This is a genomic window from Roseateles saccharophilus (assembly GCF_004342485.1).
Lineage (GTDB): Bacteria > Pseudomonadota > Gammaproteobacteria > Burkholderiales > Burkholderiaceae_C > Pelomonas > Pelomonas saccharophila.
In genome coordinates this window covers 27741-48350 of record NZ_SMBU01000003.1, presented here as the reverse complement: position 1 = coordinate 48350, position 20610 = coordinate 27741, and the positions used below count along the sequence as shown (strand labels likewise).

General features: G+C 71.6%; 16 protein-coding genes and 1 pseudogene. 8 read left to right on the top strand and 9 right to left on the bottom strand.

Features of this window, described 5'->3' with window-relative positions; all coding sequences use genetic code 11:
- Positions 1-15 precede the first annotated feature (15 nt).
- On the top strand, positions 16-1794 hold the full coding sequence (locus tag EV671_RS03470; protein ID WP_132569900.1) for a gamma-glutamyltransferase family protein: 1779 nt from the start codon (positions 16-18) through the stop codon (positions 1792-1794).
- Positions 1795-1888: 94 nt separating this feature from the next.
- Here EV671_RS03470 and EV671_RS03465 read toward each other — a convergent pair whose 3' ends face one another.
- Genes EV671_RS03465 through EV671_RS03455 form a run of 3 tightly spaced genes read right to left on the bottom strand, consistent with a single transcriptional unit; the run spans position 1889 to position 4191 of the window.
- A complete protein-coding gene (locus tag EV671_RS03465) occupies positions 1889-3202 on the bottom strand; it encodes an MFS transporter (protein ID WP_132569899.1) in 1314 nt (437 codons plus the stop codon).
- Positions 3203-3235: 33 nt separating this feature from the next.
- The gene (locus tag EV671_RS03460) at positions 3236-3727 is read right to left on the bottom strand and encodes a disulfide bond formation protein B (protein WP_132569898.1); all 492 of its coding nucleotides are present in this window, start codon (positions 3725-3727) and stop codon (positions 3236-3238) included.
- Positions 3727-4191 (bottom strand): RidA family protein, encoded by a 465-nt coding sequence (locus tag EV671_RS03455; protein WP_132569897.1) that lies wholly within the window; start codon positions 4189-4191, stop codon positions 3727-3729. The genes EV671_RS03460 and EV671_RS03455 overlap by 1 nt, the downstream gene beginning before the upstream one ends.
- 56 nt (positions 4192-4247) lie before the next feature.
- Here EV671_RS03455 and EV671_RS27185 point away from each other — a divergent pair.
- From EV671_RS27185 to EV671_RS03445, 3 genes and pseudogenes are all read left to right on the top strand, one after another.
- Positions 4248-4786 (top strand): annotated as a pseudogene (locus tag EV671_RS27185) (ComEC/Rec2 family competence protein); the annotation flags it as partial.
- Between the two features lie 159 nt (positions 4787-4945).
- Positions 4946-5995 (top strand): ComEC/Rec2 family competence protein, encoded by a 1050-nt coding sequence (locus EV671_RS03450; protein WP_415840492.1) that lies wholly within the window; start codon positions 4946-4948, stop codon positions 5993-5995.
- On the top strand, positions 5904-6689 hold the full coding sequence (locus tag EV671_RS03445; protein ID WP_243655558.1) for a ComEC/Rec2 family competence protein: 786 nt from the start codon (positions 5904-5906) through the stop codon (positions 6687-6689). Before EV671_RS03450 ends, EV671_RS03445 begins: the two co-directional genes overlap by 92 nt.
- A 115-nt stretch (positions 6690-6804) precedes the next feature.
- Here EV671_RS03445 and EV671_RS03440 read toward each other — a convergent pair whose 3' ends face one another.
- Positions 6805-9273, bottom strand: coding sequence for a S9 family peptidase (locus EV671_RS03440; RefSeq protein ID WP_243655557.1), 2469 nt, complete (start codon positions 9271-9273; stop codon positions 6805-6807).
- Between the two features lie 116 nt (positions 9274-9389).
- Between EV671_RS03440 and EV671_RS03435 the strand changes: the two genes are divergently transcribed.
- Positions 9390-10475, top strand: a complete 1086-nt coding sequence (locus tag EV671_RS03435) for a cyanophycinase (RefSeq protein ID WP_165917457.1) — start codon at positions 9390-9392, stop codon at positions 10473-10475.
- Here EV671_RS03435 and mltB read toward each other — a convergent pair.
- The 5 genes from mltB to EV671_RS03410 form a co-directional block, all read right to left on the bottom strand.
- The gene (mltB, locus tag EV671_RS03430; protein ID WP_165917456.1) at positions 10469-11569 is read right to left on the bottom strand and encodes a lytic murein transglycosylase B; all 1101 of its coding nucleotides are present in this window, start codon (positions 11567-11569) and stop codon (positions 10469-10471) included. The two genes, EV671_RS03435 and mltB, sit on opposite strands and share 7 nt — an antisense overlap.
- The gene (locus EV671_RS03425; protein ID WP_243655556.1) at positions 11566-13584 is read right to left on the bottom strand and encodes a transglutaminase TgpA family protein; all 2019 of its coding nucleotides are present in this window, start codon (positions 13582-13584) and stop codon (positions 11566-11568) included. Before EV671_RS03425 ends, mltB begins: the two co-directional genes overlap by 4 nt.
- Positions 13585-13672: 88 nt before the next feature.
- Positions 13673-14656 (bottom strand): DUF58 domain-containing protein, encoded by a 984-nt coding sequence (locus EV671_RS03420; protein ID WP_132569891.1) that lies wholly within the window; start codon positions 14654-14656, stop codon positions 13673-13675.
- Between the two features lie 51 nt (positions 14657-14707).
- Positions 14708-15268, bottom strand: a complete 561-nt coding sequence (locus EV671_RS03415) for a PEP-CTERM sorting domain-containing protein (protein ID WP_132569890.1) — start codon at positions 15266-15268, stop codon at positions 14708-14710.
- Positions 15269-15463: 195 nt separating this feature from the next.
- Positions 15464-16396, bottom strand: coding sequence for an AAA family ATPase (locus EV671_RS03410; RefSeq protein WP_132569889.1), 933 nt, complete (start codon positions 16394-16396; stop codon positions 15464-15466).
- 23 nt (positions 16397-16419) lie between these two features.
- Here EV671_RS03410 and EV671_RS03405 point away from each other — a divergent pair, with 23 nt between their 5' ends.
- The 3 genes from EV671_RS03405 (at position 16420) to EV671_RS03395 (ending at position 20586) form a co-directional block, all read left to right on the top strand.
- Positions 16420-17355 carry a histone deacetylase family protein gene (locus EV671_RS03405; protein WP_132569888.1) on the top strand — a complete coding sequence of 312 codons (936 nt, stop codon included), beginning with the start codon at positions 16420-16422 and terminating at the stop codon, positions 17353-17355.
- Positions 17356-17417: 62 nt separating this feature from the next.
- The gene (locus tag EV671_RS03400) at positions 17418-18701 is read left to right on the top strand and encodes a mechanosensitive ion channel family protein (RefSeq protein WP_132569887.1); all 1284 of its coding nucleotides are present in this window, start codon (positions 17418-17420) and stop codon (positions 18699-18701) included.
- A 19-nt stretch (positions 18702-18720) separates the two neighbouring features.
- On the top strand, positions 18721-20586 hold the full coding sequence (locus EV671_RS03395) for a DUF3857 domain-containing transglutaminase family protein (RefSeq protein WP_132569886.1): 1866 nt from the start codon (positions 18721-18723) through the stop codon (positions 20584-20586).
- Positions 20587-20610: the final 24 nt, after the last annotated feature.

The following is a 20610-nucleotide window of genomic DNA, read 5'->3' as shown; positions in this document are numbered from 1 at the left end:
CTTAAGATGGCCGCCATGTTGCGCACCCTGACCCCCTTGCTGCTGGCCGCATGGCTGGCCCCGGCAGCCGCCCAGACTCTCGACCAGCCCGAGGCCGCCACCACCCGCAGCGCCCGCCAGGCCGGCCTGGCGGCCCCGGCCAGGCGCTTCGCCGCCACGGCCGCCAACCCGCTGGCCGTGGACGCCGGCATAGCGATGCTGCGCGCGGGCGGCTCGGCCATCGACGCCACCATCGCGATGCAGGCCGTGCTCGGCCTCGTCGAGCCGCAGTCCAGCGGCATCGCCGGCGGCGCCTTCCTGCTGTACTGGGACGGCCGTCAGGTGCAGGCCTTCGATGGCCGCGAAACCGCGCCCGCGGCGGCCACGCCCGCCATGTTCCTCAAGCCCGACGGCAAGCCACTGCCCATGCGCGAGGCCATCCAGAGCGGCCTGTCCACCGGCACGCCAGGCGTGCTGGCCATGCTGGCCGAGGCGCACCGCCAGCACGGCAGGCTGGCCTGGGCGCGCCTGTTCGAGCCGGCCATCCGCCTGGCCACGCAGGGCTTTGCGATCAGCCCGCGGCTGCACGAGCTGGTCGGTGCCGAGCCCGCGCTGCGCGACGATCCGCAGGCCCGCGCCTACTTCTTCGACGCTGCCGGCGCGCCCAAGGCCGTCGGCACCGTGCTGAAGAACCCGGCCTATGCCGCCGTGCTGCGCGCCATCGCCCAGCACGGCGCCAAGGCCTTCTACGAGGGCGCCGTGGCCGAGGACATCGTGCGCCGTGTGAAGGGCCAGGCCCGCCCCGGCCTGCTGGCCGCGGCCGACCTGGCCGGCTACAAGCCCGCCGTGCGCCCGCCGCTGTGCAGTGAGTGGCGCCGTTACCGGGTCTGCGGTTTCGGCCCGCCCAGTTCGGGCCAACTGACGCTGATGCAGATCCTCGGTCTGCTGGACACCCAGCCCGCCGCGCTCGCGGCCCGGGGCATCACGGCCGACTGGATGCATGCCTATGCCGAGGCGTCCAAGCTGGCCTTCGCCGACCGCGCCCAGTTCATCGGCGACCCGGCCTTCGTCACCGCACCCGGTGGCGACTGGCAGAGCCTGCTGGCGCCGGCCTATCTGAAGCAGCGCGGCGCGCTGATCGGCGCCCAGGCCATGGCCGCGGCCGCGGCGGGCCGGCCGGGCGCGCTCACGCAGGCGCTGGCGCCCCAGGCCGAACAGCCCGAGCACGGCACCAGCCAGGTCAGCGTCGTCGATGTCCAGGGCCATGCGGCGTCGATGACGACCAGCGTCGAGTCCGCCTTCGGCAGCAAGACGATGAGCGACGGCGGCACGGGGCTGGCCGGCGGCTTCATGCTGAACAACCAACTGACGGACTTCTCGCTGCAGCCCGCCGGCGCCGACGGCAGGCCGGTGGCCAATCGCGTGGAAGCCGGCAAGCGCCCGCGTTCCAGCATGGCGCCCACGCTGGTGTTCGACCACGACGGCAAGCTGCTGATGGTGGCCGGCTCGCCGGGCGGGCCGGTCATCATCCACTACGTCGCCAAGCTGCTGACCGGCGCGCTGGCCTGGGGCCTGCCCGTGCAGCAGGCGGTGGACCTGCCCAACTTCGGCCACTTCAACTCGGGGCGGTTCTACGTCGAGCCGGGCACGCTGACGGCCGAGCAGCTCACGGCGCTGCGCGCACGCGGCCAGCAGATCGAGGAGACCGAGCTGACCAGCGGCCTGCAGGTGCTGATGCGCCTTGACCCTGAACATGGCGGCGGCTGGGTCGGCGCGGCCGACCCGCGCCGCGAGGGTGTCGTCAGGGGCGAGTGAGGGCGGCTTCGAGGAACCGTGCCGGCCTCCCGCACCGTGCGCTGCAACCGGTCTGCATGGAAGCTGCGCATCGCCTTGCAGTCCTGTGCGTCGATCATCCGGCCGACGACGCGGTTGGAGCGTTCATGAAAGGCGGCGCCTGGCCGGCCCCTCCCGGGAAGACGCGGGGGTACTGGCGCGGGTACCAGTCCACGACGTGCGCGTGGTCGAGTTCGAGGAACTCCCTGAGGCGCGGGACCCGGCAGAGGCCAAGGACAGACACCGCCATCAGCAGACCGCAACCCGCATAGACGGCAGGCACGGCCCAATGGGCCAGCGCGATGCCGACCAGGGCGGGGCCGGCGGCGCCGGCGACCTGCGTGCTGACGGCCCCGGCGGCGAGCATGCGCACGCGGTGCGAGCGCGGGATCGCCAGCGCCCGGTGCGTCGCCCCCACCAGCGCCATCGTGGCATTGCAGAAGCCGGCGAACACGAGTCCCGCCAGCATCGGCGCGGCCGACGGCGCCAGGCCCACCCCGGCCAGGCACAGGCCTTCGATGCAGCCCAGCCCGATGCGGACCCGGTAGCGCCCGAAGCGCCGCACCAGCCGGTCCGTGCCGCAGAGGCTGCCGATCAGCACGCCCAAGGCGAGCGCGCCCAGGCCGGCGCCCAGCCACTGCCCTGCCAGCCCCAGCGCGTTCACCTTGATCGGGATGAGGATGCCCACGGCGGGGCCCTGGAAGATCCAGACGACGAAGTTGACCAGCGTCCAGCCGCGCTCCATCGGCACGGTCCACTTCGCGCGGGCACCGGCACGCAGGTCGCGCCACCATGCGCGGGCGTCGAAGGCCTGGGCGCCGCCTGGGTGGCGGGGGATCGCCAGCGAGGCCGCGGCGGCGACGAGGGGCAGCGCCGCGCAGGCGGCCAGCGCTACCGGCACATTGGCCAGGCCCAGCAGGGCGCCGGCCAGCAAGGGGCCGAGCACGCCGCTGACGGCGCGGCAGGTCTTCTGCAGCTTGATCGCGGCGGGCAGGCGCTCCATCGCCACCAGCTCGGGCAGCAGCGCGGACTGCGCGGGCTCGACGAAGGTCCGGGCGAGCACGCGGGCCACGCTCAGGCCGAGCACCGGCGCCAGCGCGAAGGGGCGCGCGGCGCACCAGGCGAGCGCGAAAGCGGTGCTCGCCAGCCCGGCCAGGCCCCAGCCCATCTGCGCGGCCTTGCAGAAGCGGTCGCCGAAGGGCGCTGCGGCCGGCACGACGATCAGCGTGGCGACGGCGAGCGTCATGCCGTAGGCGGCGATGGCCTGCATGCCGCCCTGTGTCGTGATCCACCACGGGATGACGACGGCGGCCGCCAGCTCGGCCAGGCTCGCGAGCGCGTCGGCCGCGAGCAGGGCCGCGAAGCCCGGCGGGCGTCCTGCGGCGCGCATGGTCTGGCCGTCCGGGCAGCGCGGCGGGGGGGGTCAGCGCTTGTTCAGCACCATCAGGCCCAGCGCCGCCATGCCGACGAAGAGCAGCCCGCTCCAGATCTCGTAGGGCAGGCCGATGAAGCGGTAGGCCGCGGCCTCGGCGCAGTTGGCCGTGATCATGAAGACCGAGGGCCAGAGGTCCTCGAGGTTCAGCACCGTGACGATCTTGTCGGCCAGGCCCATCGCGCAGCTGGCGCTCTGGGACGCCACCTCGTGCTGGAAGACGGCCGCCGTCAAGCCGGCGGCGCACAGCATCAGCACGACGACCAGTGCCGCCTGGCGCAGCGAGCGCCTGGGCTGCACCAGCCAGCCCAGCAACGAGAACGTGCCGATGGCCAGGAAGATGAGCCGCTGCAGCACGCACCAGGGGCAGGGCTTGACGCCGAATTGGTGCTGGGCCACGAGGGCCACGCCGACGGCGGCGAAGCTGGCCACGGCCATGCCGGCCAGCGCGCGGGCCGGCAACTTGGAGGGTTGGATGAACATCAGTCCTGGACTTCCGCGATCAGCTCGATCTCGACGCAGGCACCCAGCGGGATCTGGGCCACGCCGAAGGCGCTGCGCGCATGCTTGCCGGCCTCGCCCAGCACCTCGGCCAGCAGCTCGGAGCAGCCGTTGGTGACGAGGTGCTGCTCGGTGAAGTCGGGCGTGCTGTTGACCAGGCTCATCACCTTGACGATGCGCACCTTGCCGAGGTCGCCGACGGCGGCCTGCAGCGTGCCCAGCAGGTCGACGGCGACCGCGCGGGCGGCCTGCTGGCCGGTGGTGGTGTCGACGTTCTTGCCGAGCTGGCCGACCCAGGGCTTGCCGTCCTTCTTGGCGATGTGGCCCGACAGGAAGAGCAGCTTGCCGGTGCGCGTGAAGGGCAGGTAGGCGGCGGCGGGGATGGCCAGCGGCGGCAGCGTGATGCCGAGTTCGGCGAGCTTGGCTTGGATGGCGGAGGAGCTCATGGGGGAAGCGCGGTGGCGCGAGAGAAAAACCGCGGCATGCTACACCTCCGACCCCGATGGGATCGGAGCAGGGAGGGGCTTTGGCGGAGCGGCCTTGGGGCATGCGCGAGCTGGTGGCGACGGGGCTGGCCTGGTTGGCCGGTCTGGCGCTGCTGCATCGCTGCGAGCGATTGCCGACCGGCGCGGAGTACGCGGCGCTGGCCCTCGCTCTTGCGCTGCTCTGGCTGCTGCGCAGCCGCCACTGGCTGGCGCTGGCCGGCTGCGTCGCGGTGCTCGCATTTACGCAGGGCGCGCTGCGCGCCCAATGGCGCATGACGCCCGAGCTGCATCCGGCCTGGGAAGGCCGCGACCTCTTGCTGAGCGGGCGTGTCGATTCGCTGCCCATCGCCATCACCGGCCAGGGCGGCGTGCCCGGTTGGCGCTTCGAGTTCGCCGTCGAGGCGGTCGGCCCCACGGGCACGGCGCTGGCGCCCAGGTGCCGCGCCGGCTGCTGCTGCTGCTGCTGGCGTATGACTCGCCGCCCATCACGGCTGGCGAACGCTGGCGCTTCACGGCCCGCCTGAAGCGTGCCCACGGCCTGGTCAACCCGGGCGGCTTCGACGCGGAGTTGTGGCTGTTCGAGCAGGGTCTGCGCGCCAGCGGCACCGTGCGGCCGGGTGGTGCCGAGCGCCTGCAGGCGGCGCCCTGGTGGGAGATCGACGCGGCCCGCCAGCGCCTGCGCACGGCCATCCGCGAGCGCGTGGCCGACCCCGCCATGGCCGGCGTGCTGGCGGCGCTCAGCCTGGGCGACCAGAACGCCATTGCCCACGCCGACTGGAACCTGTTCCGCGACACCGGCGTCGCGCATCTGCTGTCCGTCTCGGGCAGCCACGTCGTGCTGCTGGGCTGGCTGGCGGCGGCCCTGGTCGCGCCGCTGTGGCGGCGCAGCGGCTGGCTGTGCCTGCGCCTGCCGGCGTCGACGGCGGCGCGCTGGGTCGGTGTCGTGGTGGCCCTGGCCTATGCGCTGTTCTCGGGCTGGGGCGTGCCGGCCCAGCGCACCGTCGTCATGCTGGCCGCGGTCGCGGCCCTGCGCACGCTGGGCCTGCGCTGGCCCTGGCCGCTGGTGCTGCTGGGTGCGGCCGTCATCGTCACTGCCGTGGACCCCTGGGCGCTGATGCAGCCGGGCTTCTGGCTGTCCTTCGACGCCGTGGGTCTGCTGATGGCGGCGGGCGGCGAGCCGGCGCCCCCCGGCAGGCGCGCTCAGCTCAAGGCCGCGCTGCGTACCCAGGCCATCGCCACGGTCGGCCTCGCGCCGCTGAGCCTGATCTGCTTCGCGCAGATCTCGGTCGTCGGCCTGCTGGCCAATCTCGCCGCTATCCCGTTGATCAGCTTTGTCATCACGCCGCTGGCCCTGTTCGGCAGCCTGTTCGCGCCGCTGTGGGCCCTGGCCGCGCTGCTGGTGCAGGGCCTGATGGCCTGGCTGAGGCTGCTGGTCGCCTGGCCCGCGGCCGTCTGGTGGCCGCCGGCGGCGCCGCTGTGGTCGCAGGGGCTGGCCCTGATGGGGGCGGCCCTCGTCGTCATGCGCCTGCCCTGGCGGCTGCGCGGCCGGCTTCGCGATGATGCTGCCACTGCTCTGGCCGGCCGTGGCCCGCCCGCCGGCCGGCGAGTTCGAGCTGCTGGCGCCCGACATCGGCCAGGGCAACGCGGTGCTCATCCGCACCGCCGGCCATGCCATGCTGTTCGACACCGGCCCGGCCTACTCGCCCGGCGCGGATGCCCGCGAGCGCGTGCTGCTGCCGCTGCTGCGCTTGCTGGGCGTGCATAGCCTCGACCTGCTGATGCTCAGCCACCGCGATGGCGACCACGTCGGCGGCGCGGCGACGCTGATGCAGGCCCTGCCGGTGGCCGAACTGCGCAGTTCCCTGGAGTCCGGCCACCCGCTGCGGCAGGCCGGGCCGCCCGCCGCGCGCTGCGAGGCGGGCCAGGGCTGGACCTGGGACGGCGTGCGCTTCGACGTGCTGCATCCCACGCCGGCCCACTATGTGGCGGGGCTCAAGTCCAACGACCTGTCCTGCGTGCTGCGCATCACGTCGGCATCGGGGCGGCGTGCCTTGCCGGCGGGCGACCTGGAGGCCGGGCAGGAGAGGCTGCTCGTGCAGCGTGAGCCTGACCTGCGCGCCGACGTGCTGCTGGTGCCCCACCACGGCAGCAAGACCTCCTCGAGCGCCGAGTTCCTGGCCGCCGTGCGGCCGGTGGCGGGCCTGGTGCAGGCCGGCTACCGCAGCCGCTTCGGCCATCCGGCGCCGCCGGTGCTGGCGCGCTACCAGGCCGCGGGCATCGCGACCGTGGCCAGCCCGGCCTGCGGTGCCTGGCGCTGGGGCAGTGCCGAGCCGCTGGCCGACGCCCGCTGCGAGCGGGCCCTGAGCCGGCGCTACTGGAGCGACCGCGTCGCGCCGGCCGTCGACCCGGAACCGGCGGGGCCGCCCGCGCCGGGCTGGCCGGAAGCCGGCGAGCCTTGAAGTGAAGCCTCGGCCCAGCGCGGGCCGTCTTGGGGCGGCCCGGCGCTCGGCCCGCAAGACCCGGGTTCATGCGTCGCGGGCGCCGCGAACGCAGATTGGACAACTGCGATGTTGATTAACGCGGTGCAGCGTTCTTCACATAGCGATCGAACCAGGTGAGCATCTCGTAAACCTCCTGCTCGTTCGACTCCATGGCCGTATACCAGTGCGGTTCGTGAGGCAGCATCACCAGCCGGGTGGTGCCGCCGAGGCCGCGGATGGCCTGGAACAGCTTGGGTGCCTGGACGGGCTCGGTGCCCGGGTTGGCGTCGTCCATGCCATGCATGATCAGCAACGGCGACTTGATCTTGTTGGCATGGAAGAAGGCCGAGGCCTGCTCGTAGACCGGCGTCGCGGCCCACAGCGAACGCGGCTCGTTCTGGAAGCCGAACGGCGTCAGCGTCTTGTTGTAGCTGCCGCTGGTGGCCACGCCGGCGCGGAACAGCCCGGTGTGCGCGAGCAGGTTGGCCGTCATCAGCGCGCCGTGGCTGTGGCCGGTGACGCCGATGCGGTCGCGGTCGACCACGCCGAGCTCGACCGCCTTGTCCACCGCGGCTTGCGCATCGGCGATGAGCTGGTCGAGGTAGGTGTCGTAGGCCGACTTCGGGTCGCCGACGATGGGGAAGGCGGCGTTGTCGATGATGGCGTAGCCGGCCAGCAGCAGCAGGCGATGGCCGCGCAGGAAGTCGAAGCTCTGCTGCGAGCCGCTGACCTGGCCCGCCTTGGACGGATCGGCGTAGTCCAGCGGATAGGCGTAGAGCACGGCGGGCAGGCGCGTGCCCTCCTGGTAGCCGGGCGGCGTGTAGAGCGTGAACGAGAGCTCGACACCGTCCTTGCGCTTGTAGCTGACCAGGCGCTTCTTGACGCCGCGCACCTGGGGCATCGGGTCGGGGATGTGGGTGACGGCCGTCGTCGCGACCGCGTAGCGCGCCTCGCCTTCGGCGGCGCCGGCATTGGCGGCGCCGAGCGTGGCCATGAACACATTGGGCGGTTCGGCCGGCGACTGCCGCGAGACGAGGAAGCGGCTGCCGCCGTCGATCACGGCGATGACGCGTTCCAGCGCCTCGTTGCCGCTGCGGAACAGGCGCTCGCTCCGGCCGGTGGCCAGGTCGTAGCGGTCCAGGAAGGGGCGATCGCCCTGCGGTGTCGCGCCGTTGCCGCGCAGATAGACCTTGCCCGCGTCCTCGCGCACGACGGTCGCGCCATTGGCCAGCCGGCGCATCAGCAGCGCGCCGGGGTTCCTGTAGCGCTCGTCGGCGGAATGGTCCCAGACGACCCGGGGCGCCTTGTCCGGCGCGGACACGTCGATGCGGGTCACGCGCACCCAGCGCCGGTTGGCGTCGAACTCGTAGACGAAGGGCTCGTCGCCTTTCTCCAGCCAGGCCATGCCGCTGAAACGCTGCGGCGTGCGCAGGATCTCGACCGGCTTGGCGGTGAAGGGCGCGCTCTGCATTAGCACCTTGTCGCGCAAGGGCACGCTGAGCTTCCAGTCGCCCTGGTCCAGCGCCTCGGCCCAGACCAGCGTGGCCGGCGCATTGGCCCGCCAGCCGAAATCGCGTGGCCCGGTGGGCACGCCGCGCACCGGCACGCGGTCGGCCACGGGCGCGCTGTCGATCAGCGTCGCGCGGCCGTCCGCGGCGTCGAGCACGAGGGTGTCGTGGGCGAAGCGCTGCCAGGTGGTGGCATAGGAGTAGGGCCGCTTCAGCGCTTCGTAAAGCACGTGGCGGCCGTCGGGCGCGACCTCGACGCCGGCGATCACCCCCGGCTTGCCGAGTGGCGTCAGCTTGCCGCTGGCGAGGTCGACCTTGGCGAGCTGCGCGCTGGCGTAGTGGTCGAACAGCGCCTCGTCCTCGGGGCCGGTCAGCGTGTCGCGCGCCTCGTAGGTGCTGCTCTCGCCCTTGCCGCCCAGCGATTCGCGGATCTCCGGCGCGATCGGCGCCGCGGCTTGCGATGGCGCGGGGCCGCGGCCGGCGGGCAGCTGCTTCACCAGCAGGGCCGCGCCACCGCCTAGCCATTGGATGTCGTTGCCGAGGATGGTGTTGAGGCGCACGCCGGCAATGCGCCGCGCGGCCCCGCTGGCGACGTCGCCGACCCAGAGTTCGACATGGTCGGCCACGGTGTTGCCGAAGGCGAAGCGACGGCCGTCCGGCGACCAGGTCGGCAGGCCGGGGCAGGCGCCGGCGGGCAGGGCGATCCGGCGTTCCTCGCCGCTGGCGATGTCGATCAGCGCGAAGCCTTCGAGGCAGGCGCGGATGCCGTAGCCGTTGGAGGCATCGTGGCGGGCGCCGGTGCGCGGTTCCACGCGCACGCCGGCCAGTTTCAGATAGGGCTCGGCGACGCGCCTGATCGACGGGTATTGCGCCTGTTGCACCATCAACAGCGTGCGATCGGTGGGGTCGGCGATGGCCGATGGCGGCAGCGGCGTGTGCATCACGCCCAGCAGCGGCTCGGGCGGCTTGTCGTAGCCGGTCTGGGCGAAAGAAGGCGCGCCGGCCAGGCCGGCGGCAAGGGCCAGCGCGAGCGGCAACGGGCGAACTTGGGTCAAGCGGGTTCCTCCCCTGGATGCGGGGCGCCACGCTACACCAGACTTGTCGGCGGCAGCCCTGCCGGAGGTCATGTCGCGGCCTACACTCGCCCAGACCCGTCGCGCCGGAGGCCGCCATGCTTGCAGACCGTGTCCTGTCTTTCAGCCGTCGCCTTGCACTGCTCGGCCTGTTGTCGCTCGGCCTGGTGGCCAGCGGTGCCGCCTGGGCCGGCAGCAATGGCACGGGCAGCGGTGCGCTGCCGACCGTCAGCACCAAGGACTACGACTTCTACCTGAGCGGCAGCGTGCCCGCCCTCCAGCCGCCGCGGCCGGCCACGACGACGCTCGTGCTGATGGGCGGCGGCACCGACGTCGACGATGCCTTCCGGGCCATGATCGCCAAGGCCCGCGGCGGCAGCGCCAACAAGGTGGACATCGTCATCCTGCGCACCTCGGGTTCGGACGGCTACAACGCCTACCTGATGGCGATGGATGGCGTGGGTGCGGTCGGCTCCATCGTCATCAAGAGCCGTGCCGGCGCGAGCGCGCAGCCGGTGCTGGACCTCGTCAACCGCGCCGACGTGCTCTTCATCGCCGGCGGCGACCAGTCCACCTACGTCGCCGAATGGGCCGGTACGCCGCTGGAGGGGGCGATGAAGGCCGCCGTCGCGAACCATGTGCCCTTCGGCGGCACCAGTGCTGGCCTGGCGGTGCTCGGCCAGTTCGACTATTCGGCCCTCTACCAGTCCGTCACGTCGACGGATGCGATGGCCAACCCCTACAACCGCAATGTCACGCTGGACCGCAGCCTGCTGAACTCGCTGCCCTATATGGCCGGCGTCATCACCGACAGCCACCTCATCACGCGCGACCGCATGGGCCGGCTCGTGACCTTCATGGGCCGCCTGGTGGCCGACGGCTGGGCCAGCAATGCGGCCGTGCGCGGCATCGGCCTGAACGAGCAGACGGCTGTCGTCGTCGACAACGGCATCGGCACCGTGGTGGGCAACCCCGACGGCAGCGGCGGCCGCACTGGCCAGGCCTATTTCCTGCAGTCGCCGGTGGCCCCGATCACCGTGAAGGCCAAGACGCCGCTGACCTATCGCGGCCTGCAGGTCGAGAAGCGGGTGGCCGGTGGCAGCTATGACCTCGTCAACTGGCCGACCGTCGCGCCCTATTCGATCTCGGTCGAGTCGGGCGTGCTGACCTCCAACCCCTACTGAGGCGCCGACGCCGGCAGTTGCGGCGGCGTTTGCTGCTGTATCTGCACGGCCCGCGCACGTGCCACCGCTTCGCCCAGCTCGATGACGGCCAGCGCGTAATAGGCCGACCAGTTGTAGCGCGTGACGACCCAGAAGTTCTCCGTGCCCAGCAGCACGGTGGGCGGCTGCTTCGGGCCGTTCTGCAGCTCGATGACGGCCAGCGGGCCGGCATGCTCGCGCGCGGCCTCGGAGGGCTCGGCACCGGCCTCGACGAGATCGGCCGCCATGAAATGGGGTTTGATGTCGGGCGCCAGAAGGCGCCGGCGCGTGATCGGGTCGGCCGGCAGGCGCACGCTGTAGTGCGTGGCCTGGCCCGGCTTCCAGCCGTATTCGGACAGGTAATGGGCCACGCTGCCGATCGCGTCGTCCGGGCTGTTGATCAGGTCGACGCGGCCGTCGCCGTCGAAGTCCACCGCATGCTGGCGCCAGCTGCCCGGCATGAACTGCGGCAGCCCCAAGGCGCCGGCGTAGCTGCCGCGCACCTCGGTGGCGTCGAGGCCGTTCTCGTGGCAGAGCTTCAGGAACTCGGCCAGCTCGTTGCGGAAGAAGGCCTGGCGCTCGGCCGCGCGCGGGTGCTCGGCGGGGAAGTCGAAGGCCAGCGTGGCCAGCGCGTCCAGCACCTTGAAGCCGCCGGTGATGCGGCCGTAGAAGGTCTCCACGCCGAGGATGCCGACGACGATCCCGGCCGGCACGCCGTACCGGCTCTCGGCGCGCGCCAACGCGCCCTCGTGCTCGGCCCAGAAGGCGACGCCGGCCTCTAGCCGCTTCGGCTCGATGAAACGGTCCCGGTAGGCGCCCCAGTTCTTGGCCGTGCCCGCCGCCGCGGGCAGGATGAGCTGGCGCACCTTGGGCAGGTCCAGCGCGCCGCTGAGCTGATCGCGCAGCGCGGCGGCGTCCCAGTTCTGCGCTGTCGCCAGCTCGTCGGCGAAGGCGACGAGGGCGGGGCGCAGGCCCAGGGGCTTGGGGGGCACCTCGTGCCTGGCGTGGCGGGGTTTCGCTTGGACGGAAGAGGCCAGCAACAGGCCGGCCAGCAGGGGCAGGAGTCGGAAGTTCACGGGCGCAGCATACGGGCGGCGGCGGCGAAGTCGCGCCAGGCGGGGGCGGGCTGGCCGGCTGCATAGCGCGATCGTTCCAGCCTCTCCAGCCACTGCGCGGCGGGCTCGGCCTTCGGGCCGAGCTGGCTGCGCAGCGTGCGCGCCCACGCGGCCGGGCTTTCGTGTGTGGGCAGGGCCACGCCGGCGCGGGCCAGCTGCGCGGCGATGCGCGCGCGCTGCCGGCTCCAGGCATCGTGCGGGCGGCTGCTCCAGCGTATCCAGAGTGCGGTGGCCAGCGCGAAGGCGAGGATGACGCCGGCCAGGGCCTGGCCCAGCGCGGTCCAGTCGGGGTGCTCGAAGCCCAGCGACTTCATCAGGTTGAACTGGTTCTGGCGCGAGTAGTTCAGCACCAGCTGCTGCCAGCGGTTGTTGACGGCCTCCCAGCCGTTGCGCATGGCCCGCCACAGCGTCGGGTTGAACTGCCCGATGACGCCCGGCTGGGGCTGCAGCGCCAGGCCCTGGATGACGCGGTTGGGCGCTACGGCGGCGGTGGGGTCGGCGCGCAGCCAGCCGCGGCCCTCGACCCAGAACTCGGCCCAGGCATGGGCGTTGGCATTGCGCACGACGAAGTAGCCGTCTTGAGGCTCGGCGTCCCAGCCCTGGAAGCCGGTCACGATGCGGGCCGGCACGCCCATCGCGCGCATGACGACGACGAAGCTTGAGGCGAAGTGCTCGCAGAAGCCCAGGCGCCGGTCCAGCCAGAACTCGTCGATGACATGGGGCGACTGCTCGCCATAGCGGCCGGGGGCCAGCGTGTAGGTGTAGTCGCCGTCGCGCACATGGGCCAGCACGGCGGCGGCCAGGGCTTCGGCGCGCGGGCCGGGCGCCAGCACGCTGAAGCGGGCTTGGCCGGCGAGCTCGTGCGCCCAGGCGATGGTGCGCGGGTTGCTGGCAGGGGGCAGTTCGAGGTCGACGGCCAGCTGCAGCCGGTTGCGCTCCCGGCCGGCCCGCCAGGCCGGGTGGGCCGTGGCCTCCACCCGCATCCGCTCGGTGATGGGGCGTGGCGACAGCCACTGCAGTTCGGGGCCGCGCGTGATGCTCAGGTCGGGCAGGGAGATCTCGCTGCCGACGGCGCCGGGGCTCATCTCCAGCAGCGGCAGCACCGCGATGCGCAGCGGCTCCAGCGTCATCTCGTAGCGCAGCGCCGGGCCGCTGGTGGCGATGTCGTCGCGGCCACGCAGCCAGCCCTGGCTGGCGCTCGGGTCGGGGGCGCGCCAGGTCCTGCCGTCGAAGCGGGTCAGCACCGGGCCGCGGAAGTAGCGCTGCTCGGGCGGCGGCGCGCTGCCGTCGAGGAAGCGCAGCCGCATCGCGATGCTGTCGTCGTTGGCGATCTCGTTCATCGCGCCGAACTCGAGCTGGTTGGACAGGCCGGTGCGGCCGATGGCCTCAGTCGGCACGCCCCACAGCGGCGCGATGCGCGGGAACAGCATGAACAGCAGCACCATGACCGGCAGGCCCAGGGCCGTGGTGCCGGCCGCGCGCCGGGCGGCGATGGCGATGCTGGGAACGCCGGAGGGCATCTGCGCCAGCACGACGGCCGCCAGCAGCCCCCACAGCGCGAGCAGCGACCAGGCCGCCGTCAGCAGCGACTGCGAGTACAGGAACTGCGTCAGCACGAGGAAGAAGCCGAGGAAGAACACGACGAAGGCGTCGCGCCGGGCGCGCAGCTCCAGCGTCTTCAGCGCCATCAACATGACGAGCAGCGTGATGCCGGCCTCGCGGCCGATCAGCGTGCGCAGGGTCAGCCAGGTCATGCCGCCGTACAGCACGATGATGGCTGCCAGCCACCAGCGGCTGGGCAGGGGGCGCTGCCGCGCCGCCAGCAGGCTGCGCCAGCACAGGATGACGATGGTCAGCGCGCTGCTCCACCAGGGCAGGTGGCCGGCATGCGGCGCGATGACGGCGGCGATGACGGCGAGCAGGAAGAAGCAGTCGCGCGTGTCGCGCGGCAGGCGGCTCCACCAGGCCGACGTCACGGCCGCCCCTCGCCCGATGAGTACATCGGGCCATCCCGCAGGGGGATGGCGTGCCGGCTTGGGGTGGCCCGGCGCTCGGCACGCGCGTTCATCCGCCGAACCCCGCGAGCGCTTCAAGGCAGTCCTGGCGGTGGGCCGCGCCGAGCGCGGGTGCGATCTCGCGGCCGGCCAGGCGCAGGCCATAAGGCTGGCCCAGGCGCTCGGCGGCGAGCACCCAGGCGGTCAGGCGCGACAGGCGGGCCTCCAGGTCGCGGCCCGCCGTGTCGCGCCAGTCCAGCCACAGGTCTCTGGCCAGCGGCGCCTCGGTCTCGCGCACCCACAGCGGCAGGCCCTGGTCCAGCGCGAGGGCGGACTTGCGCCACAGGATCTGCTTCATCGAGTCGCCGCGGCGGTAGCTGCGCACGCCGGAGAAATCGGTGCCGGACTGCGCCTGGCGCGCCGATGCGGCCTCGCCTGCGCCGGCCTCGGCTTGGGGCGGGAAGGGCGCCGGCACCTCCTCGGGCCTGGGGTAGACCCAGACCCTGGCCGCAGGCCGCCAATAGCTCCAGGCGCGGAAGAAGCCGAGCGGGAAGCGCGTCGTCACGATGAGGCGGGGCAGTTCGCGCAGGCCGCGCCGCGCGGCCGGCAGGCGCAGCCCCAGCACCGCATGGCCCAGGGCCGGCACGTCGACCCAGGCGGGCTCGGTGAGGCCGCTGTCGAGCTGGGCGCTGACGGCGATGCCGAAGCGTGCGCTACCCGGGTTGTGCAGGCGCAGCTCCAGCGCGTACTCGTCGCCCGCATGCACGCCCTCGGGCGCGCGCAGGTCCATCTGCAGCCCGCGCAGATTGGCGTGCGTCGTGTGCATGGACGCCAGGCCCGCGCCGGTCAGCGCGAAGGTGAGGGCGTAGCCCAGGCTGAGCTGCTCGTTGATGCTGGCCAGCAGCAGCACGCCCAGCGTGCCGCAGAAGGCCAGGCCGGCCAGCGTCGGCACGATGTAGACATTGCGCTGCGTCGTCAGGTGCGTGTCGGCCACGGGCTGGCGGGCCTGCCACCAGGCCTGCCAGCGTTGGCGTAGCGGGAGAAAGGGGGCCATGGGCCCCGAGGATACGTGGGCCTGCGACCCGGCGCAGGCGAGCGCAATGCCCTAAGCAGTAGCGGCGCGCCGCCCACGCCGTGCGGCGCCGCACAGGCCCAGCAGCGCCAGAGCGGTGAGCGCGACCGACGACGGCTCGGGGACCTGCAGCAACAGCTGGTTGCTGGCGTAGACCGTGCCCGAATAGTCGCCCGCGGTGTCGACGACGCCGATCCGCGACTGGAAGGGCGCGTAGTCGGCAGCCCCGGTGTAGAGGCCGCTGTGTGCATCGACGATGTCGACGGTTGCGATCTGGAAGGTGAAGCTCGCGCCCGGGTCGATGCTGAGGCCGGAGCCGTAGTCGGTCCAGAAGTTAGGGTTCCAGTTCCAGTGGGTGATGTAGGCCCCGATCGAGCCGTACCAGCTTTCGAGGAAGGTGATGCCGGTGATCTTCGTCGTGCCGGTGTTGGTCAGCTCGCCGGTGATCTGGTAGGCGTCGGTCGGCACCAGTTGCTGCACGGCGGGGACGAAGTCCCAGGTGAGGGTCGGCGCCGCGTAGCTCGGTGCGCTGGCCATCAGTGCCAGCGTGGCGGCCGCGGCGGCGTGTCGCAGGGGGTTTGAAACCTGGGCCATTGTTGATCTCCTGACTGTGTGACGCCGGGCCGAACACCCGGCAGGAGCGTCACGCAAGTTACGCGCCAAATGCTGGGAGCCGGCGGGTTTCCCAATGCGTGACAAAGGCTTGACTCCGGCCTCACGGCGGCTGTGCGGAGTCGGCGGTGCGAGCTGTCAAGAGAATCGACAGCGGACCGTTGCGGCGGAAGGGTGTCAGGGCAGGGGAACGGCCTCGATCATGGCCCGCACCTGCTCGCGCGCGCCGCGGCCGGCGCCGGCGCGGGGCTGCAGGCGGTGGGCGATGGTCTGGGGCAGGATGGCCTGCACATCGTCGGGCGATACATAGTCGCGCCCCTGCAGCAAGGCCCGCGCCCGCGAGGCGCGCAGCACGGCCAGGCCGGCGCGCGGCGACAGGCCCTCGACGAACCACTGGCCCGAGCGCGTCGCCGCGATCAGGGCCTGCAGATAGTCCAGCAGCGGCGGCGCGGCATGGATGGCCTTCACGGCGGCCTGGGCGGCGACCAGCTCGGCCGGCGTCATCACGGGCTGCAGTGCGCGCAGCTGCTCGCGGCTGTCCTGGCCCATCAGCAGCTCGCGCTCGGCGGCGGCGTCGGGGTAGCCCAGCGAGATGCACATCAGGAAGCGGTCCAGCTGCGACTCGGGCAGCGGGAAGGTGCCGAGCTGCTCGCTGGGGTTCTGCGTCGCGATGACGAAGAAGGGCTCGGGCAGCGGGTGGCTCACGCCCTCGATGCTGACCTGGTGCTCCTCCATCGCCTCCAGCAGTGCGCTCTGCGTCTTGGGGCCGGCGCGGTTGATCTCGTCGGCCAGCAGCACCTGGGCGAACACCGGGCCGGGGTGAAAGGCGAAGCCCTGGCGCTCGCGTTCGTACACGCTGACGCCGAGCAGGTCGCTGGGCAGCAGGTCGGCCGTGAACTGCAGGCGCGAGAACTTCAGCCCCAGCGAGATGGCCAGCGCATGGGCCAGCGTCGTCTTGCCGACGCCGGGCAGGTCCTCGATCAGCAGGTGGCCGCCGGCCATCAGGCAGGCCAGGGCCTCGGCGATCTGCGCGGGCTTGCCCTTGATGACCGTGCTAATCTGGTTTTGCAGCGCCTGCAGTTGCGCCGCCAGCGTTCGTGATTGCGTCATGGGGCTGGACCATATCAAGAGACATGCCCACCGCCTACTTCAATCCCCCCGAGTGCCGCCGCCACGACATGGGCGACGGCCACCCCGAATGCCCCGCACGGCTGGCCGCCATCGACGACTGGCTGATCGCCTCGGGGCTGGACCACGCGCTCGAGCACTTCGACGCCGGTCCGGTGGACCTGAAGGATGTCGAGCTGGCCCACACCCACGGCTATGTCGCCGAGATCGGCGCGCGGCTGCGTGAATGCGCCGCGACGGGCGGGCGCTGCGCGGTGGACCCTGACACCTCGGCCAATGCCCACACCTGGGCCGCCGCGCTGGCCGCCGCGGGCGCGGCGGTGCGCGCGACCGATGTCGTCATCGACGGCCGGGCCGACAACGCCTTCTGCGCCGTGCGCCCGCCCGGACACCATGCCACGCGCGACCAGAGCATGGGTTTCTGTTTCTTCAACAACGTGGCCATCGCGGCCCGGCATGCGCTGGACGTGCGTGGCCTCAAGCGCGTGGCCATCGTCGACTTCGACGTCCACCACGGCAATGGCACCGAGGACATCATTGCCGGCGACGAGCGCGTGCTGATGGTCAGCCTGTTCCAGGACCCGCTCTACCCCTACAGCGGCGCGGTGCCCAAGGGCACCAACATGGTCAACGTGCCCATCCCGCCGTATACGCGTGGCGGCGACGTGCGCGAGATCGTCGAGGCCATGTGGCTGCCGGCGCTGGAGCGCTTCAAGCCGCAGATGATCTTCATCTCCGCCGGCTTCGACGCCCACCGCGACGACGACCTCGGCCAGCTCGGCCTCGTCGAGGCCGACTACGAATGGATCACCCTCAAGGTCAAGGCCATCGCCGAGCGTCACGCGCAAGGCCGTATCGTGTCGGTGCTGGAGGGGGGCTACAACCTGCATGCGCTGTCGCGCAGCGTCGGCGTCCACCTCCGCGCTCTCGCCGACTTGTGACCTTTGCGGGACAGACCGCCCGAGAGAAGAGAGTGGCTCCGTCCCCGACTGAATAGAACGAAATGCATCAACCTCTGAGCCTGAATGAACTGCAGGCCCTGCTGAGCCGCGCTTTCAGCGTGGCCGCGCTGGGCGAATGGATGCTGTTGCTGGCCTGCCTGCTGCTGGCCGGCCTCGTCAGCACCGTGCTGTCGCGCGCGACCGAGCGCCGCCACCTGAGCGTGCTGTTCGGCAGGCGCATCATCGACGGCGCGCTCTTTCCGCTGCTGGCGCTGGCCTTCGCGCTGGCGGCGCGCCGGCTGCTGCCGCTGTGGGACCTGCCGCCGGCCCTGTTCCGGCTGGCACTGCCGCTGCTGGTGTCGCTGGCGGCCATCCGCCTCGTCGCCCGCGTGCTGGCCGCAGCCTGGCCCGACTCGACTTTCATCAAGGGCGTCGAGAGGCTGGGCTCCTGGCTGGTCTGGATCGGTGCCGTGCTGTGGATCACCGGCCTGTGGCCGATGATGATGGACGTGCTGGACGACATCGGCTGGAAGGTCGGCAACGTCCATCTGACCCTGCGCAACATGATCGAAGGCGGGCTCACGGCCGCCCTCGTGCTGGTGCTGGCCCTGTGGGCCTCGTCCGCCATCGAGGCACAGCTGCTGCGGCGCGAGTCGCTGGACCTATCCATGCGCAAGATCGCGGCCAATGCGATCCGCGCGCTGCTGCTCTTCATCGGCCTGCTGTTCGCGCTGTCGGCGGCGGGCATCGACCTGACGGCCCTGGGCGTGCTGGGCGGGGCGCTCGGCGTGGGCCTGGGTTTCGGCCTGCAGAAGCTGGCGGCCAACTATGTGTCGGGCTTCGTCATCCTGGCCGAGCGCTCCCTGCGCATCGGCGACATGGTCAAGGTCGACGGCTTCGAGGGCCGCGTCACCGACATCAAGACGCGCTACACGGTGATCCGCTCGCTGGGCGGCAAGGAGGCCATCGTCCCGAACGAGAACCTGATCACGCAGCGCGTCGAGAACTCCTCGCTGGCTGACCCGCGGGTGCTGCTGTCCACCATCGTGCAGGTCAGCTACGACTGCGACGTGGAAGCCGTCATCGCCGCACTGGTGGCGGCGACGAAGGATGTGCCGCGCGTGCTGGCCGACCCGGGGCCGTCCGCCCAGCTCAGCCAGTTCGCCGCCGATGGCCTGGAGCTGACGATCTATTTCTGGATCGCCGACCCCGAGAACGGCAGCGGCGGCGTGCGCTCCGAGGTCAACCTGGCCATCCTGCGCACGCTCAAGCGCCTGGGCGTGGACATTCCTTACCCGCAGCGGGTGCTGCACCAGGCCGGGCTGCCCGCCACGCAGATTTCATGACGAAGACCAGGGAGGTCTGATGAAGGCAATGTGGAAGATGGGCGCGGCCTGCGCGCTCGGGTTCGGCGTGGCCGCGTTCGCGGCGGCGCCGCGTGTCGCAACGGACCTGCCCGCGCGCACGGAGCTCTACAGCGAGCAGCATGTCGTGTCCGAGGACGGCAGCGAGGTCAGCACCTACCGCCAGGTCACGCGGCTGCTGAAAGCCGATGCGGCGGACGATGTGCGCCGCCAGCGCCTGAGCTACAGCGCCAGCGCCCAGCGGCTCGAGATCGTCGAGGCGTTCACGCGCAAGGCCGACGGCCGTCGCATCAAGCTGCCCAAGGACAACTACCAGCTGCAGACGGCGTCGGGGCGCAGCGGCGGTGCGGCGCTGTTCTCGGACTGGAACCAGACGACGCTGGTCTTCCCGGACCTGCAGGTCGGCGACGCGGCCGAGTTGAGCTATCGCATCGTCACGCGTCAGCCGCTGTTTCCCGGCAAGTTTTCGCGCAACGGCGAGTTCAGCCGCGGCTATGCCTTCGACCGCGTCAGCATCAGCGTGGACGCGCCGGCGGGCATGAAGCTGCTGCACAAGAGCTGGCAGATGGACTTCAGCGAGAAGACCGTCGGCAAGCGCCAGCTGCTGAGCTGGACGCTGAAGAATCCCGAGCCCGTCATCAACGAGCGCCGGGACTTCAGTGTCTATGAGCTCGGCAGCGAGCCGGGCTACGCGGTATCGAGCTTCGAGAGCACGCGCGAGATTGCGCAACGCTATGTCGAGCGGGCCGCGCCAAAGGCCGCGGTGACGCCGCGCGTGCAGGCCCTGGCCGAAGAGATCACCAAGGGTGCGGATGGCGAACGCGCCCAGGTGCGGGCGCTCTACGAATGGGTGTCGCGCGAGATCGGCTATGCCGGCAACTGCGTCGGCATCGGCGCTGTCGTGCCGCGCGATCTGGGCTTCGTGATCGACAACCGCATGGGCGACTGCAAGGACCACGCGACGCTGCTCCAGGCACTGCTGCAGGCCCGTGGCATTGCCAGCCACCAGGTGCTGGTCAACGCCGGCAACCTGCACAAGCTGCCCGAGGTGCCGGTGCTGAGCATGGTCAACCACGTCATCAACTACGTGCCGTCGGTCGGCCTCTTCCTCGACTCGACCGACAGTGACACGCCCTTTGGCCAGTTGCCGGTCCAGGTGCAGGACAAGCCGGTGCTCGCGGCTGTGGAAGGCCTGCCCGAGCGCACGCCGCACGACGACGGCCGCGCCAGCCAGAGCACGGTCACGCGCTTCGAGATCGGCGCGGACGGCTCGATGACGGGCGACACCGAGCTGCACGCGCAGGGCCGCTTCGGCCAACAGATGCGGTTGGGTTTCAAGAGCATCAGCAAGGATCAGCTCGGCAGCGCGGTCAAGCGTTACTTCGAGGGGATGCGGATGTCCGGCGACGGCAGCATCGAGACCTCCGACGCGGCCCGGCGCAGCGACGAGTTCGACTACCACGCGAGCTTCAAGGTGAAGCAGGCGCTGCGCATGGGCGCGGCCGGCGCGTTCGGCATCGGACCGGTGCTGTTCAGCCCGGCACCTGTCGCGAGCTATGTGAATGGCGTCAACCAGCCGGCGCCCGAGCACCCGGTGCTGTGTTTCTCGTCGCACAGCGAGGAGCGCTACGAGATCACGCTGCCCGAGACCATTCAGGTGCTGTCCATCCCGGAAGGGGTCGCGTTCAACGGGCCGCTGATCAGCTATGAGAGCCGCTACCGGCGCGAAGGCCGCGTGCTGCATGTCAGCCGCAGCATCTCGGACCGCATGCCGGCCAATATCTGCACGCCGGAGCTGATGGCGGGCTACCTGGAAGCGCTCAAGCCGGTGCTGGACGATCTACGCCAGCAGGTGCTCTACAAATAAGGCCTGGCCTGGCCCGGCGCGGGC